Genomic DNA, 14,365 nt, shown 5'->3' with positions numbered 1-14,365 from the left:
TGGCAGCGAACCCTGACCGCGCTGGAGCGACAAACAAAAGGAGCCTTTCGGGCTGTCGCCAGCGCGGCCTTCGTGACCTCCATCACAAGCGCCGGCGCCAGATCCTGCTAAAGCGGTCCCAAGGGGCTCGAAACGGCCCGAACTTCGGAAGTCGTGTCATGCGCAATCTGCTCAGACTATGCCCGCTTCTCCTCGCCGCAGCGCTGCTGTTCGGCACGGATCCCGCCCTCGCCGGCAACCGCGTCGCGCTGGTGATCGCCAACTCGGCCTATCAGCACGCGCCGCCGCTCGCCAACCCCGTCAACGACGGGACGGTGATGGCGAAGACGCTGAAAGAGGCCGGTTTCGACGTCGTCGATTACCGGCGCGACCTATCGGCTTTGGACACACGGCGCGTGCTGCGCGACTTTGCCGACGCGACCCGCAGTGCCGACATTGCCGTGGTCTACTATGCCGGTCACGGTATCGAGGTCGAGGGGTCGAATTATCTGATCCCCGTCGATGCCAAGCTCGAGCGCGACACCGACGTTTACGACGAGGCCCTTTCGCTCGACCGCGTCCTGGTCGCGGTCGAGCCGGCAAAGCAGCTCCGTCTTGTGATCCTGGATGCCTGCCGCGACAATCCGTTCGGCAAGAGGATGAAGCGCACGCTGGCTTCGCGCGGCATCGGCCGTGGCCTGGCTCAGGTCGAGCCGACCAGCCCCAACACGCTGATCGCCTATTCGGCGAAGGCCGGCTTCACGGCGCAGGACGGAGACGGCGCCAACAGCCCGTTTACGGTCGCGCTGTCGAGGCATCTGACGACGCCAGGCCTCGACGTGCGCCGCGCCTTCGGCTTCGTCCGCGACGACGTGCTCAAGTCGACCGGTAACAAGCAGGAGCCGTTCGTTTACGGCTCACTCGGGGGCGAAGACATGCCACTGGTGCCGGTCAAGGTGGCGGCTGCAACGCCCGTGGCGAACCCGCAGGCCGATATCCGCCGCGACTATGAACTCGCGCTCCAGCTTGGCAACAAGGCGGCATGGGATGCCTTCCTCGCTCAGCATCCCGATGGCTTCTATGCAAGCCTTGCCAGGCTCCAGGTCGAGAAGATCGGTGCCGAGCAGGCCCACGCCGCGGCGATCGCGAAGGCGAAGCAGGCCGAGGCCGAGCGCGATCGTCTCGCTGCCCTCGGCGCGCAGAAGGATGCGCAGGCCAAAGCTGCCGCCGATGCGAAAGCCGCCGAGCAGGCGCAGCTTGCCGCGCAGAAGGCCAAGGAGCAGGCGCAGCAGCAGGCCGCTGCCGCAGAGCAGCAGCGCGTCAATCTTGCCGCCACGGCTCCGAGCGCGGCGCCTGCCAGCACGGCGAGCCCAACCGGCACCAACGTCGCGTCGCTGACCCCGGCGACCGCACCGGCGGATCTCGGCCGTTCGGTGCAGACCGAGCTTGGCCGCGTCGGCTGCTTTTCCGGCGCTGCCGACGGCAACTGGAATACGTCGTCGCAGCGCTCGCTGTCGCAATTCAACCGCTACGCCGGCACCAAGCTCGACGTGAAGGTCGCGAGCACCGACGCGCTCGACGCGGTCAAGGCGAAGCCGTCGCGCGTCTGTCCGCTGGTTTGCGAGCACGGCTTCAAGGCCGACGGCGACAAATGCACGAAGATCGTTTGCCGTGAGGGCTATGCGGTCAACGACGACAATGAGTGCGTGAAGCAGCGCGCCGCAAAGCCGGCCAAGCCCGCGACCTCCCGCCGCGACGAGAGCGAGGATCGTCCGGCACGGCAGCGTCGTCAGGCCGGCGGCGCTGCTGGCGGGGAGGCGGTCGGCTATGGAGCCTCTGCGGGCATCGCTGCTCGCGCAGGCCGCTCCGCCGGTGGCGGTCAGATCTTCTGTAACAACATCATCTGCCGTCCGGTCAAGCCCGGCTGCCGTCTCGAGTATCGCGGTGGCGGCGGCCCCCACGTCGACGCCAACGCCGAAGTGTGCAACTGAGTCCGTGCCAGATCGAATCGTCGTTCCGGCAAGACCGGGACGACGTCAATTCGAAATTGCGCTCGCCGCGATGTTCACCGTCAGCGCCAGCAGGGCCGTGTTGTAGATGAACGACACGATCCCATGGGCCGTGGCGGTGCGGCGGATGGTCTTGTCGGTGATGCCGACGTCGGATACCTGCGCGGTCATGCCGATCACGAACGAGAAATAGACGAAGTCCCAATAATCGGGCTGATCTTCCTTGTCGCCGCTCGGGAATTGCAAGCCGCCCGGCTTGGCGTTGCGGTAGTAATCATGAGCGTAATGCAGCGCGAAGGTCGTGTGCACGGCGGCCCATGACAGCGCGATCGTGGTGATCGCGATGATCAAGTCCACGACGCCGCGATGTCGTGCGCCGAGCTCGGAGACGATTGCGGCGATGCTGGCAAAGGCGCCGGTCGCGGTCACCAGCAGGATCACGAAACGGCCGTCGTCCTGCATCGCCGCAGCACGGCGGATGTGATGGTGGTCGTTGCACAGCATCATCGTATAGACCAGCACGAGATAGACCGCGATCAGAGCGTCCCATCCGAACAACAGTCGCGTCACCAGGCGGTGCGTGCCCGGCAGCAGCAGGCAGACGAGAATGCCGACGCCGAGTGCGATGAACGTTCGCGGCCGCGCATAGATCAGCCGCATCGGCCGCGACATCTGGCGGAAGCGGACGAGGGCGGGATCCTCTTTGCCGCCGGCCGCCATCGACGCGCGTCAGTTCTTCCGTTCGGCGACGAAGCGCGCCGCGGCCTGCAGCACGGCGGCGCGATCGCCGAAGATCGACACGGCGCCGTCGGCGCGCGCGAGCAGGTCGCGCACGCGCTGCTTGGCGCCTTCGATGCCGAGCTGGGTGACGAAGGTGGTCTTGCCGAGTGCGGCATCGGCGCCGGCCGGCTTGCCGAGCGCGGCCGCATCGCCCTCGACGTCGAGCAGGTCGTCCGCGATCTGGAACGCTTCGCCGAGCGCGCGTCCGTAATCGTCGAGCGCCTGATATTCCTTCTGCGAGGCCTGGCCGAGGATCGCCCCGGCGATGCAGCCGTAGCGCAGCAGCGCGCCGGTCTTCATCTGCTGAATACGCGCGACGTCGATCGGCTCGTTGCCGCCAAAGCGGCCTTCGCCGGCGAGGTCGAGGATCTGGCCGCCGACCATGCCGCCAATGCCGGCGCAGCGCGCCAGTGCGCGCGTCAGCAGCAGTCGCACATTGGCGTCGCGGTGGATCTCGTCGCGGGTGATGATGTCGAAAGCGAGCGTCAACAGGCCGTCGCCGGCAAGGATCGCGGTGGCGTCATCGGTCTTCTTGTGCAGGGTGGGGCGGCCGCGGCGCAGATCCGAATTGTCCATCGCCGGCAGATCGTCGTGGATCAGCGAATAGCAGTGAATGCATTCGAGCGCGGCGCCGACGAGCAGGGCCGCTTCGCGCGGCACGCTGAATACGGCTGCGCTCTCGACCACCAGGAACGGCCGCAGACGCTTGCCACCGTTCAGGCTGGAATAGCGCATTGCGTCCATCAGTCGCTTGGGCCGGGCGATCTCATCGTGCAGGATGTCGTCCGACAACAGGCGCCCGAGCAGGGCCTCGGTGTCATCAGCGGTCTTGTCCAGGCGCTTGGCGAAATCGGACGGGGACGTGCCAGTCATCAAGAAGGGCTCCAGAACTAAAATTCGGCGGGACAATCCTTTATGAGACCGCCCCAGTCAATCGTTTGGAAGGCCTAAAAAGTGCTGGAAAAGGCCCGAATTATCACAGACTTAATGGGGGGATCCGTGGCCGCGTGTCGATCCATGCCGGAAAGCTCGATTTGCGCATCGTCAAAATTCTGCTCGTAGCGCTCGCGGTCGTCCTTCTCGCGCCCTATGTGATCGCGCCGTTCTACCGCACCGGCCATCCCGTTTCGACGCTGATGGCGTGGCGCTCGCTTCGCGGCGCGCCGATGCAGCGGGAATGGATCGACCTGGCGGCGATGTCGCCCTCACTGCCGCGCGCGGTGGTGGCGGCCGAGGATGCGCATTTCTGCAAGCATCACGGGATCGATTGGGGCGCGCTGCGTGAGGCGATCGACGACGCGCAGGAGGACGGCACGCCGTTCCGGGGCGCTTCCACGATCACCCAGCAGGTCGCAAAAAACCTGTTTCTCTGGCAGGGCCGGGATTTCGTCCGCAAGGCGCTCGAATTTCCGCTGGCACTCTGGATCGATTTGGTCCTGCCCAAGCCACGGATCCTGGAGATTTATCTCAACATCGCCGAGCTCGGTCCACAGGGACAATTTGGCGTCGAGGCGGCCAGCGCTTATGCCTTCGGCAAGTCGGCCGCCAGCCTTTCCGCCCGGGAAGCCGCCCTTCTGGCCTCGATCCTGCCGAATCCGGTCAAACGCAGCGCCCGGACCCCCGGCCCGGGTGTCCGGCGGCTGGCAGCGACCTATACGGCCAGGGGGCAAGCGAGCTCGCTTGCGACCTGCTGGCGGGAAAATCGCTGAAGTGGGGCCCGTTCCGGGCGTATTTTTCGGCCCAGAACCCTAGCTTTACGGCCAGCCTTCCTCTATAAGCCCGGCCTTGATCGGCATTCAGCTCGCCTCGTATTGCGGGTGCTGAGCCGTCCCTCCCGGACGATGCCCTGACAACACCAATCCCTAGAGGATACTGAAATGGCCGTTCCGAGAAGAAAAACCTCGCCGTCGCGCCGTGGCATGCGCCGCTCGGCAGACGCCATCAAGAAGCCGACCTATGTGGAAGACAAGGACTCCGGTGAGCTCCGCCGTCCGCATCATCTCGACCTCAAGACCGGCATGTACAAGGGCCGGCAGGTCCTGAAGAAGAAAGAGTCCTGAAGTCAGGACCTTTCTTGGGCAGGATGATTTGGCCTGCCTGAATTCGGCCCATCCATGAGATAGACGGTGACGGCGGCGGAGCAAATGCTTCGCCGCTGCATTGTTCTGTCCGGACATCTTGATCGAGAAGGCGTTTTGCCGATGGTCGGTTTCCCGCTGCTCCTGATACCGCTCGCGGTGTACAACATCATCGCCTTCCTGATGCCGACCGTGTCCTTTACGGACGTGCTGTTCAGGGTGCCGATGCTGTCCGGCGAGGCTTGGCCGGTCACGCTCGCCGATCTCCTGCTCGCGCTCGGCGTGGTGCTCCTGCTGCTCGAAGTGGTCAAGGGCGCGCGGCCCGGCTCGAAGTTCCTGATGGACCACCTGCTGTCGCTGATCATCTTCGGCGCGGCCGCGGCCGAGTTCGTGATGTGGCCCAAATTCGGCAACTCGACCTATTTCCTGTTGGTGCTGCTTGCGATGGCCGATTTCTTCGCTGGCATCGCCCAGCGCACGCGTCGTCGCGTCACCTATGTCGCCGAGACGACGGTGGCGGCGCCGCGCAAGGCCAAGCGTCAGGCCGAAGCGTCGGGTGAGGATGTGGCGTCCGATCGCAAGTTCGAGCCGGTGATTGCGCCGCAGCCGGCACAGGTGGAGCCTCCTGCACCTTCGGCACAGTCCGTCGCCGAATCCGTGCTGATGGATCATCCTGCGCCCAAGCCCGTGCAGAGCCCGCCTTCGCCGGAAATTCCCTCGCCGGATCTTCAGCCGGGCAACGGCACGCCGCCGTCTCCCGACGCGCCGCCGCGGCGCTGATCAGCTTCAAGCCACCTGCCGCGTACGTGCACTGACGCTCTGCAACGGGTGTTTGCTGCCATAGGCCATCTGTGCGTCTTCGGAAGAGCCGCGGCGGAGCCGGCTCGTCTGGGGCAGGTGCTCGGCATTGGCGATGAGCTGGGCGACGAAGCTCGGATCAGGGCGCGGCATCGGCGCCTTGTGAACCCAGCACAACGTCGGCATCAGCGGCACCAGGGCCGTGCCGGCCTGCCGCTCTGCTTGTTCCATTCCATCCGCAGTTGCCATCGCAACACCGTCCATCAGGTCGAACTGGCGCGTTTTGAGACATTCGCGCCGGTGCATGTGATGGTCTCGCAAGGCCTATGCCGCGCGAGTCTAATCGGTTCCTAGGTACTTTGGGAACGTGGTTTCCAAATTGTTTATCAACTTTGCCTAGGGTCGGGGACGAATCTGGCTCTATCCTGTGCCGGCTCAGGACTCCCCGCTGTCCCGAAACGAGGCGATATTGATCCCCGCATTACCGCAAGCCTCCGACATTCTGGCTGCCCTCGGCCAGGCCGTGTTCGCCTGGGACATCGGCAGTGATTCGATCGTCTGGGGTGATCAGGTCGCCAGCGTCTTTCCCGGCATTCCCGCCGAGCGACTGGCGACCGGCGCCGAATTTGCCAGGCTGATCGAACCCGCGCCATCGGTCCGGACCGCCGCGCTGGCGCAAACGTTTGCCGTGCATGGTGCGGACGGCACGCCATACCGGATCGAGTACGGCGTCCGCATGAGCGCCGCCGATCCCGTGATCTGGATCGAGGAGACCGGCCGCTGGTTTGCCGGTCCCGACGGCCGCCCCACGCGCGCGATCGGCTCGGTCCGCATCAACAATGAGCGTCATGCCCGCGACGAGGAGCTGACGAAGCTGGCCCGGCTCGATCCGCTGACAGGCGAACTCAACCGTTCGCACCTGATCGCGGCGCTGGCCGAGGCGATCGAGGAGACGACCCGCTTCCGCTCGACCGCGGCCTTCATGCTGGTTGGCATCGACCATCTCGCCCGCGTCAACGACGCTTTCGGCTTCGACGTTGCCGACGCCGTGATCCTCGACATCGCCAAGCGCATCCGCTCGCGCTTGCGCGGCGGCGACGTGCTCGGCCGCTTTTCCGGTAACAAGTTCGGCCTGATCCTGAAGAACTGCACTGTCGACGACATGAATGTCGCCGCCGAGCGTTTCCTTGCCGGTATCCGCGACGAAGTGGTCCCAACCAAATCCGGTCCGGTCTCTGTCACCGCCTCGATCGGCGCGGTCAGCGTGCCGCGCTATGCGCGGAACTCCGACGAGGCCGTCAATCGTGCCCACGAGACGCTGGATGCTGCCAAGCGCCGCCGCGTCGGCTCGTTCGCGGCTTGGCGCCCGGATGCCGCGCGCGACGCGCAGCGTCGCGTCAACATCCGCGTCACCGACGAGATCGTCACAGCGCTGAACGAGCGCCGCATCAAGCTCGCCTATGAGCCGGTGGTGTCGGCCGCCTCGCGCGAGCGCGCGTTCCACGAATGCCTGGTTCGGATGGACCAGGGCGACGGCCAGGTGCTGCTCGCGCCCGACATCGTGCCGGTCGCCGAACGGCTCGGCCTGATTCGCCTGGTCGATCATCGCGTGCTCGAGCTCGTCGTCGCCGAGCTCGCGGCCGCGCCCGACATCTGCCTCAGCCTCAATATCTCGCCCGATACCACCATGGATCCGGACTGGTGGGCGGGAATCGAATCGCTGATGCAGGCCCATCCCGGCGTTGCCGAGCGGCTGATCGTCGAGATCACCGAAACGGTTGCGATCCAGGATATCGACGACGTTCGCGCTTTCGTTGGTCGTCTCAAGCATTTCGGCAGCCGCATCGCCATCGACGATTTCGGAGCCGGCTACACCTCGTTCCGAAACCTGCGCAAGCTCGGCGTCGACATCGTGAAGATCGACGGTGCCTTCGTGCAGAATATCACCCATTCCGCCGACGACCGCGCCTTCGTGCAGACCCTGATCGACCTCGCCCGCCGCCTCGACATCAAGACCGTCGCCGAATGGGTGCAGGACGAGGAAGCCGCAAGCATGCTGCGCGACTGGGGCTGCGACTACATCCAGGGCCGGCTGATCGGGCTCGCGTCAGCCGAGCGGCCGTGGGGTGCTCCGGCGGACAGCGCGCTGCCAGCGGCGAGTTGAGGTGCCGTAGGCCACGACCTCTCTCCAACTCAAGCAGAGCCTGGGCACGGCGCGTGCGCGCCTTTGCCCACCCTGCAAAATCTCCTAGACCCCTTCATCCAGCGCCACCAGCTCGCGCTTCTTGCGCAGCGCGGGCAACAGCGGTGCGATCAGCAGCGCCATTGCGAATACGAGACATACGCCCGAGATCGGCCGCTGCACGAAGGTCCACAGATCGCCCTGCGACAGGATCAGCGACTTGCGCAGATTGTTCTCCATCATCGGTCCCAGCACGAAGGCCAGCACCAGCGGCGCCGGCTCATAGCCGAGCTTGCGCAGGAAATAGCCGATGATCCCGAACGCGATCATCACATAGACGTCGAACACGTTGTTGCTGGAGCAGTAGACGCCCAGGATCGTGAACAGGATGATCAGAGGGAACAGGATGTTGTAGGGCAGCTTGAGCAGTTGCACCCACATGCCGATCATCGGCAGGTTCAGGATCAGCAGCATCACGTTGCCGATATACATGCTGGCGACGATGCCCCAGAACAGGCCGGGGTTCTGCGTAATCATCAGTGGTCCCGGCTGCAGCCCGTGAATGACGAATGCCCCCAGCAGCAGCGCCATCACCACATTCGGCGGGATGCCGAGCGTCATCAACGGAATGAAGGCGCCTCCCGCTGCGGCGTTGTTCGCCGATTCCGGCCCCGCGACGCCTTCGATCGCGCCATGGCCGAAACGTTCGGGTGTCTTCGACAGCCGCTTCTCGAGCGCGTAGGACGCGAAAGACGCCACCACCGCGCCGCCGCCCGGCAGAATGCCCAGGAAGAAGCCGAGGAGCGTGCCGCGGCCGACCGGGCCCGCGCTCGCCTTCAAGTCCTCTTTACTGGGCAGGAGATGCGTGATCTTCGTGTTGATGATGTCCCGCTTGATCGCCTGCTCGGTGTTGAGCAGCACCTCGGCCACCCCGAACAGGCCCATCACGACCGGTACTAGGCCGATGCCGTCGATCAGCTCCATGCGGCCGAAGGTCAGACGCGGCTGCGCCGTGATGCTGTCGAGCCCGATCAGTCCGAGCACGACGCCGATGCAGGCCATCAGCAGCGCCTTCGGCATCGAGCCCTGCGTCAGGAAGGTGAGCACCACCAGGCCGAGCACCATCAGGCTGAAATATTCCGCCGGGCCGAATGCGATCGCGATGCTGGCGAGCTTCGGCGCCACCAGCATCAGCGCGATCAGCGCAAACGTGCCGGCGGCGAAAGAGCCGAAGGCGGCGATGCCGAGCGCAGGGCCGGCGCGGCCCTGCTTCGCCATCTGATGGCCGTCGATGCAGGTGACGACGGAAGCGGCCTCGCCGGGGATGTTGACCAGGATCGAGGTGGTCGAGCCGCCATACATCGAGCCGTAATAGATGCCGGCCATCATGATGATGCCGGATTCCGGCGTTCCCGACAGCGTCACGGGCAGCAGCAGCGACATCGCCGAGATCGGCCCGATGCCCGGCAACACGCCGACCAGCGTGCCGATGAAGACGCCGATGAAGCAGTAGAGCAGGTTGATCGGCAGCAGCGCGACGCCGAATCCGTGGGCGACGTTGAGAAGCGTATCCATGGGGTCAGCCGATCCCGAACAGGCCCGAGGGCAGCTGGATCAGCAGCAGCCGTTTGAGCACCCACCACATACCCAGTGGCGCCAGCACGGCGATCGGGATCGCCAGTGTCCAGCGGACGGGATCGATCACTCGCAACAACAGCAGCATCAAGGGAATCGACGACAGCAAAAAGCCGAGCGGCTCCAGGGCAATGGAGAATGCCACCAGGCACGCGATCAGCACGAGCGGCTTGCTCCAGCGCACATTTTCCCAGCGCGAGGCCAGCGTGGGCCCGCCCTCGGTAATCGCCGAGACGATGATGGAGCCTGCGAACACGCACATCAGAATGCCCGTGTAGAACAGCACGTAGCCCGAGCCGGGATCGTTGATGGTGCCGAGCTTGAGCTTCAGGCCCGACCAGATCACGAAGCCGCCGAGCGCGAGCCCGATCACTCCGCCCCAGAGTTCGGAATTGCTGAGACGGAGTTTGACGTTGGTTGGGTTGGTCATCGATTCTCTCTCGGCCGTTCCCCGGACGCTGCGCAGGGCCACAAGTGCGTTCACGCACGTCTTTGACGTGCTATGGCGGTACGCTGCCGATCCGCGGTCCATGTGCGTGGACGGAAAAGGTGGGTCCCGGCTCCGCGGTGCACCGCTGAAGAAGCGCTGCACCGCGTCCGGGACACGAAAGTCGGCTCCGTCCTACTTCTTGGCCAGCCCGAGCGTGTCGATCACCTTGCGCTCGGATTCCGTGACCTCGACGACGAACTTCTTGTAGTCCTCGGTGTTCTTGTAGTTCGGCACCATGTCGAATTTGGCCAGCGTTGCGATCACCGCGGGGTCCTCGAGCGCCTTCTTGAAGGCATCGTGCAGCTTGGCGACGATCTTGGGATCCATACCCTTCGGTCCGGCAATGCCGAAAGGTGAATCATAGACCATCGGATAGCCTAGTTCCTTCAGCGTCGGCACGTCGGGATAGTTCGGCGAGCGGGCACCGGTCCACACCATCAGCAGGCGTAGCTTGCCGGCGTCGACCAGCGGCCGCCATCCCGTGGAATCAGCCTGAAGCATGGTGTGCTGACCGAGCACGGCGGCATTGGTCTCTGCGCCGCCCTTGAACGGCACCTGCGTCAGCTTGATGCCGGCCATCCCCGCGATCTGCTCCATGCCGATATGGAGCGAGGTGCCGGCGCCGGGCGTTGCGTAGGTCACCTTGCCCGGGTTTGCCTTGGCGAATTCCACCACGTCCTTCCAGCTCTTGAACTGGGATTCCGCGCTGGTCGTGACACCGAAAGTATAGCCGGTGAGATGGACGATGTAGGTAAAATCCTTCGCCGGATCCCATGACACTTCCTGCATCAGGGGCAGGCGGAAGACGGTGATCGGAATCTGCGAGATGGTGTAGCCGTCCGGCTTCGCTCCCCCTGCCATGGTCGCCGGTCCCACCGTGCCGCCGCCGCCGGCCTTGTTGTCGATCACGACCGGCTGCCCCAGCACCTTCGCGGCGCTGTCGGCGATCGCCCGCATCGAGATATCGGTCGATCCGCCGGCCGGCCAAGGCACGATCAGCGTGATCGGCTTGGTAGGATAGTCCTGCGCACTGGCGGCAGTCGGGAGCAATGCGCCCATGACAGCATGCATCGTGGCAAATGCGATCGTCTTCAGCCCGTATCGCGACATCGAAACTCCTCCCTCGCGACGGCCTCTTGGGACCGCCGTTTCTCGTTCTTGTGAGGTGATTGTTCCCGAAATCACGGGAGAAGAAAAGCGCCATTGCGGGTCTGCGGGTAGAGCGCTCGATGCCAATTGCGCCGGAAGCGATGCGTGCGACAAATTGGTCGTTTGAAGGTTTGCCGAGATACGGAATTTGAGGGGAGCCGCCGCGGCGCTACGCCACGCGCCGGACCGTGTTCAGCGTCTCGATGGTGCGGCCGACCTCCGATGCGGGGCAGGGCTTGCCGAAATAATAGCCTTGCACGGCGGTGCAGCCGCATTCGCGGACGAAGTCGAGTTGCTTCTCGGTCTCCACACCCTCCGCCGTCGTTTCGACGCCGAGCACGGAGCCAAGGCTTGCGATGGTGCGGACGATGGCCACGCTCTCCGGACATTCGCCGAGCGTGCCGACGAAGGAGCGGTCGATCTTGATGCGATCGAACGGAAATTTGCGCAGATAGCTCAGCGAGGAATAGCCGACCCCGAAATCGTCGAGGCTGACGCGTACTCCCAGCGCGCGGAGCTGGTGCAGGATTTCGATCGTCGCCTCGCTGTCGTCGAGCAGCGCCGTCTCGGTGACCTCGAGCTCGAGCCGCTGCGGCGGCAGGCCCGCTTCGGCCAGCGCGCTCGTGACCATCGTCACCAGCCCGCGCGAGCGGAACTGCACCGGCGACAAGTTCACCGCGACGGTGACGTCGGGCCAGGACACGGCGGTCGCACAGGCGCTGCGCAGCACCCATTCGCCGATCGGAACGATCAGCCCGTTCTCCTCGGCGATCGGAATGAACTCGGCGGGAGAGACCAAACCGCGGGAGGGATGTTTCCAGCGCAGCAGCGCCTCGAACCCGGTGAGCTCGGACGAATCGAGCCGCATCTGCGGCTGGAACACCAGATGGAACTCGCGCGCCTCGAGCGCGCTGCGCAGATCGTGCTCCAGTGCGTGCCGGCTGCGCGCCTCTTCTTCCATCTCGGGCTCGAACAGCTGATAGGCGCCGCGCCCCTTGGCCTTGGCCTGGTACAGCGCAAGGTCGGCGCATTTCATCAACTCGTCGGCATCGAGCCCGTGGTCGGGCGCGATCGCGATGCCGACCGAGGCGCCGACATGGATCGACTGGTTTCCCAGCGGTGGAGGGTGGCCGATGACCTCGACCAGGCGCCGGGCGAGTTTTTCCGCCGATTGCGGCTGCGGTCCGCGCTGGAGCACCGCGAACTCGTCACCGCCGAGGCGTGCGACGGTGTCGTGCTCGCCAACATTCTCCTTCAGACGCGCTGCGACCCAGCGCAGCAGGCGGTCGCCGGCGGCATGGCCGAGGCGGTCGTTCACGGTCTTGAAATTGTCGAGGTCGAAGCACAGCACCGCCATCGCGCCGCCGGCGATCGCGACCTGGTTCAGTCCCTCGCCCATCTTCTCGCGGAACAGCGTGCGGTTGGGCAGGTCGGTGAGCGAATCGTGGCGCGCCATATGCGCGACGCGGGCCTGGGCCTTGTGACGCTCGGTGACGTCCTCATAGGTGACGACCCAGCCGCCCAGCTCCATGCGTTTGTGATTGAGCTTGATGATGCGGCCGTCGTTCAAATGCCGGTGCAGAGTATGCTCGCCTTCGCGGAGCCGTTCGACGTAGTCGGCATAAAGCCTGGCGCCCGTCATGTTCGGGTGGATGCCGAGCTCGCAGCTGTGCTCCATGATCTCGCGCATCGAGACGCCGGGCTTCACGATATCAGGCGACAGTCCGTACATCTCGATATAGCGGCGATTGCAGACGATCACGCGCAGGCTCGCATCGAGCATGCACAGGCCCTGGCTCATGTTGTTCAGCGCCGCGTCGAAACGCCGGTACTGTTCGCTCAGCTCCTCGATCGCGTGTTCCCGCTCGGTGATATCCTCATAGGTGGCGACGAAGCCGCCCTCAGCCAGTGTGCAATAGCGGACCGAGATCACGGTGCTGTTGGACATGCGCCGGCGCATCGGCGAAGAATCGCGGCCCGCGATTCTCGCGCGAGCTGCTTCCAGCAGTTGTTGAGTGCTGTATTCGGAAGCAAAGGCGCCGTTCGCAATCGACCGCTCGATCAGCTCGGAGAGATGTGTGCCGGCCCTGGTCTCCTCCGGCGATAGCCGGAAGATCTCGCGATAGGTGGTGTTGCAGACGCGCAGGCGCATATCGCTGTCGTAGAAGGCGAGCCCGTGCGCCATGTTCTCCAGAGCCGCGTCGAGGATGAAGTTCTGCTGCCTCAGCGTTTCCTCATATTGCAGCCGCTCCGTGACGTCCTCGTGCACGGTCACCCAGCCGCCGTCGGGCAGGAAGCGCGAGACCGCCTGCACCATCCGTCCGTCATAACGCATCACCAGCAGGGATTTCGCCTTTCTGGCGCGCACGTCCTCCAACCTGGAGCTCTGGAATTCGTCGGCCGGCATGCCCGGCGAATTGCCGCGCGACACCCAATGGTCGATCACCGTGGAATGCGGGACCCCTGGCCTCACGATCTCGGGGTCGAGGTTGTAGAGGTTCAGGAAACGTTCGTTGCAGACGACGACGCGGCTCTCGGCATCGTACATGATGAGGCCGTGCGACATGTTGGAGAGCGCGTGCTGGCTGCGCTCGGTCTGCACGCGCAATTCTGCTTCGAGGCGGGCGAGACGGCTGACGTCGTCGCAGATCGTCATCCAGCCGCCGCCGGGAAGCGGCTTCAGCTCGAGCGACATGACGTGACCGGTTCCAAGACGCTGCTCGGTCCGGAACGGCTTTCCCCCTGCGATCTGCGCGATCCGCGCCGAATACAGCGCGTCGAGCTCGCCTTCCGGAAAGTTGCCGCGTTCGGCGCTGTGCGCGAGTACTTCGCGGTAACTCGTGCCCACCCGCACGATGTCGGGCGACATGTCGAACAGCGACAAGTAGCTCTGATTGATCAGCACGATGCGGTTGTCGGCATCGTAGACGCAGACGCCCTGCTCCATGTGGTCGAGCGCAAGCTGGCTCAGCGCGACCAGGGCCTCCGGGCCCTGCTCGCGGCGTGCACCAAGCTCATTGTCGCGGGTCGACGTCATGGGTTCGGCAGGTCTCGGCGGGCAATAGATTAACGCAACCTAGTTCAGCCACCGAGCGTAGCGAAGAGGCGGGAAAATTCCCTTAAGCGCGGTAGTTTACGGAGGGTGACCGGGATGGATAGCGGGTCTTGATTGCCGAGGTGCCCGCAAGAGTTGGCCGGGAGGACGCAACATATAAGGTGTCATCCCTGCGAACGCAGGGACTCGCAACTACAGGAAGGAATTTGG

At 64.8% G+C, this 14,365-nt stretch carries 12 protein-coding genes; 5 read left to right on the top strand and 7 right to left on the bottom strand.

Annotated elements, in window-relative coordinates:
• Positions 1-158 precede the first annotated feature (158 nt).
• Positions 159-1,970: a caspase family protein gene (locus RX330_RS35230; protein ID WP_317241570.1), complete on the top strand. Its 1,812-nt coding sequence runs from the start codon at positions 159-161 to the stop codon at positions 1,968-1,970.
• Positions 1,971-2,015: 45 nt separating this feature from the next.
• On the opposite strand, the gene RX330_RS35225 is transcribed toward RX330_RS35230, so the two are convergent.
• Both RX330_RS35225 and RX330_RS35220 read right to left on the bottom strand, forming a co-directional pair.
• Complete coding sequence (locus tag RX330_RS35225) at positions 2,016-2,708, bottom strand: DUF1345 domain-containing protein (RefSeq protein ID WP_317241569.1); 693 nt, start codon at positions 2,706-2,708, stop codon at positions 2,016-2,018.
• Between the two features lie 9 nt (positions 2,709-2,717).
• A complete protein-coding gene (locus RX330_RS35220) occupies positions 2,718-3,641 on the bottom strand; it encodes a polyprenyl synthetase family protein (RefSeq protein WP_317241568.1) in 924 nt (307 codons plus the stop codon).
• 161 nt (positions 3,642-3,802) lie between these two features.
• Here RX330_RS35220 and mtgA point away from each other — a divergent pair, with 161 nt between their 5' ends.
• The 3 genes from mtgA to RX330_RS35205 all read left to right on the top strand — a co-directional run bounded on the left by mtgA (position 3,803) and on the right by RX330_RS35205 (position 5,626).
• Positions 3,803-4,477 carry a monofunctional biosynthetic peptidoglycan transglycosylase gene (gene mtgA, locus RX330_RS35215; RefSeq protein WP_212083745.1) on the top strand — a complete coding sequence of 225 codons (675 nt, stop codon included), beginning with the start codon at positions 3,803-3,805 and terminating at the stop codon, positions 4,475-4,477.
• Between the two features lie 168 nt (positions 4,478-4,645).
• A complete protein-coding gene (gene rpmF / locus RX330_RS35210) occupies positions 4,646-4,828 on the top strand; it encodes a 50S ribosomal protein L32 (protein WP_007598106.1) in 183 nt (60 codons plus the stop codon).
• A gap of 141 nt (positions 4,829-4,969) precedes the next feature.
• Complete coding sequence (locus tag RX330_RS35205; RefSeq protein WP_212083747.1) at positions 4,970-5,626, top strand: hypothetical protein; 657 nt, start codon at positions 4,970-4,972, stop codon at positions 5,624-5,626.
• Between the two features lie 6 nt (positions 5,627-5,632).
• Here RX330_RS35205 and RX330_RS35200 read toward each other — a convergent pair whose 3' ends face one another.
• Positions 5,633-5,893, bottom strand: coding sequence for a hypothetical protein (locus RX330_RS35200; RefSeq protein ID WP_212084593.1), 261 nt, complete (start codon positions 5,891-5,893; stop codon positions 5,633-5,635).
• A 220-nt stretch (positions 5,894-6,113) separates the two neighbouring features.
• On the opposite strand from RX330_RS35200, the gene RX330_RS35195 reads away from it, so the two are divergent.
• The gene (locus RX330_RS35195; protein WP_317241564.1) at positions 6,114-7,808 is read left to right on the top strand and encodes a bifunctional diguanylate cyclase/phosphodiesterase; all 1,695 of its coding nucleotides are present in this window, start codon (positions 6,114-6,116) and stop codon (positions 7,806-7,808) included.
• Between the two features lie 84 nt (positions 7,809-7,892).
• Here the strand turns inward: RX330_RS35195 and RX330_RS35190 are convergent, their stop codons facing one another.
• From RX330_RS35190 to RX330_RS35175, 4 genes are all read right to left on the bottom strand, one after another.
• Entirely contained in the window at positions 7,893-9,401 is a 1,509-nt protein-coding gene (locus RX330_RS35190) for a tripartite tricarboxylate transporter permease (RefSeq protein ID WP_317241563.1), read from the bottom strand.
• Positions 9,402-9,405: 4 nt separating this feature from the next.
• The gene (locus RX330_RS35185) at positions 9,406-9,891 is read right to left on the bottom strand and encodes a tripartite tricarboxylate transporter TctB family protein (protein WP_317241562.1); all 486 of its coding nucleotides are present in this window, start codon (positions 9,889-9,891) and stop codon (positions 9,406-9,408) included.
• Positions 9,892-10,083: 192 nt separating this feature from the next.
• Positions 10,084-11,061, bottom strand: coding sequence for a tripartite tricarboxylate transporter substrate binding protein (locus RX330_RS35180; RefSeq protein ID WP_317241561.1), 978 nt, complete (start codon positions 11,059-11,061; stop codon positions 10,084-10,086).
• Positions 11,062-11,269: 208 nt separating this feature from the next.
• Complete coding sequence (locus tag RX330_RS35175; protein WP_317241560.1) at positions 11,270-14,137, bottom strand: PAS-domain containing protein; 2,868 nt, start codon at positions 14,135-14,137, stop codon at positions 11,270-11,272.
• Between the last annotated feature and the right edge of the window lie 228 nt (positions 14,138-14,365).

Origin of the sequence: Bradyrhizobium sp. NDS-1, from assembly GCF_032918005.1 — a bacterium.
GTDB lineage: Bacteria > Pseudomonadota > Alphaproteobacteria > Rhizobiales > Xanthobacteraceae > Bradyrhizobium > Bradyrhizobium tunisiense.
This window is presented reverse-complemented; position numbering and strand designations above follow the sequence as displayed.

Excerpts from the sequence above, each read along its gene's own strand:
- RX330_RS35200 (WP_212084593.1), bottom strand. The coding sequence starts at position 5,893 with ATGGCAACTGCGGATGGAATGGAACAAGCAGAGCGGCAGGCCGGCACG.
- RX330_RS35205 (WP_212083747.1), top strand. The coding sequence starts at position 4,970 with ATGGTCGGTTTCCCGCTGCTCCTGATACCGCTCGCGGTGTACAACATC.
- RX330_RS35225 (WP_317241569.1), bottom strand. The coding sequence starts at position 2,708 with ATGGCGGCCGGCGGCAAAGAGGATCCCGCCCTCGTCCGCTTCCGCCAG.
- RX330_RS35180 (WP_317241561.1), bottom strand. The coding sequence starts at position 11,061 with ATGTCGCGATACGGGCTGAAGACGATCGCATTTGCCACGATGCATGCT.
- RX330_RS35220 (WP_317241568.1), bottom strand. The coding sequence starts at position 3,641 with ATGACTGGCACGTCCCCGTCCGATTTCGCCAAGCGCCTGGACAAGACC.
- RX330_RS35175 (WP_317241560.1), bottom strand. The coding sequence starts at position 14,137 with ATGACGTCGACCCGCGACAATGAGCTTGGTGCACGCCGCGAGCAGGGC.
- RX330_RS35230 (WP_317241570.1), top strand. The coding sequence starts at position 159 with ATGCGCAATCTGCTCAGACTATGCCCGCTTCTCCTCGCCGCAGCGCTG.
- RX330_RS35185 (WP_317241562.1), bottom strand. The coding sequence starts at position 9,891 with ATGACCAACCCAACCAACGTCAAACTCCGTCTCAGCAATTCCGAACTC.
- rpmF (WP_007598106.1), top strand. The coding sequence starts at position 4,646 with ATGGCCGTTCCGAGAAGAAAAACCTCGCCGTCGCGCCGTGGCATGCGC.
- RX330_RS35190 (WP_317241563.1), bottom strand. The coding sequence starts at position 9,401 with ATGGATACGCTTCTCAACGTCGCCCACGGATTCGGCGTCGCGCTGCTG.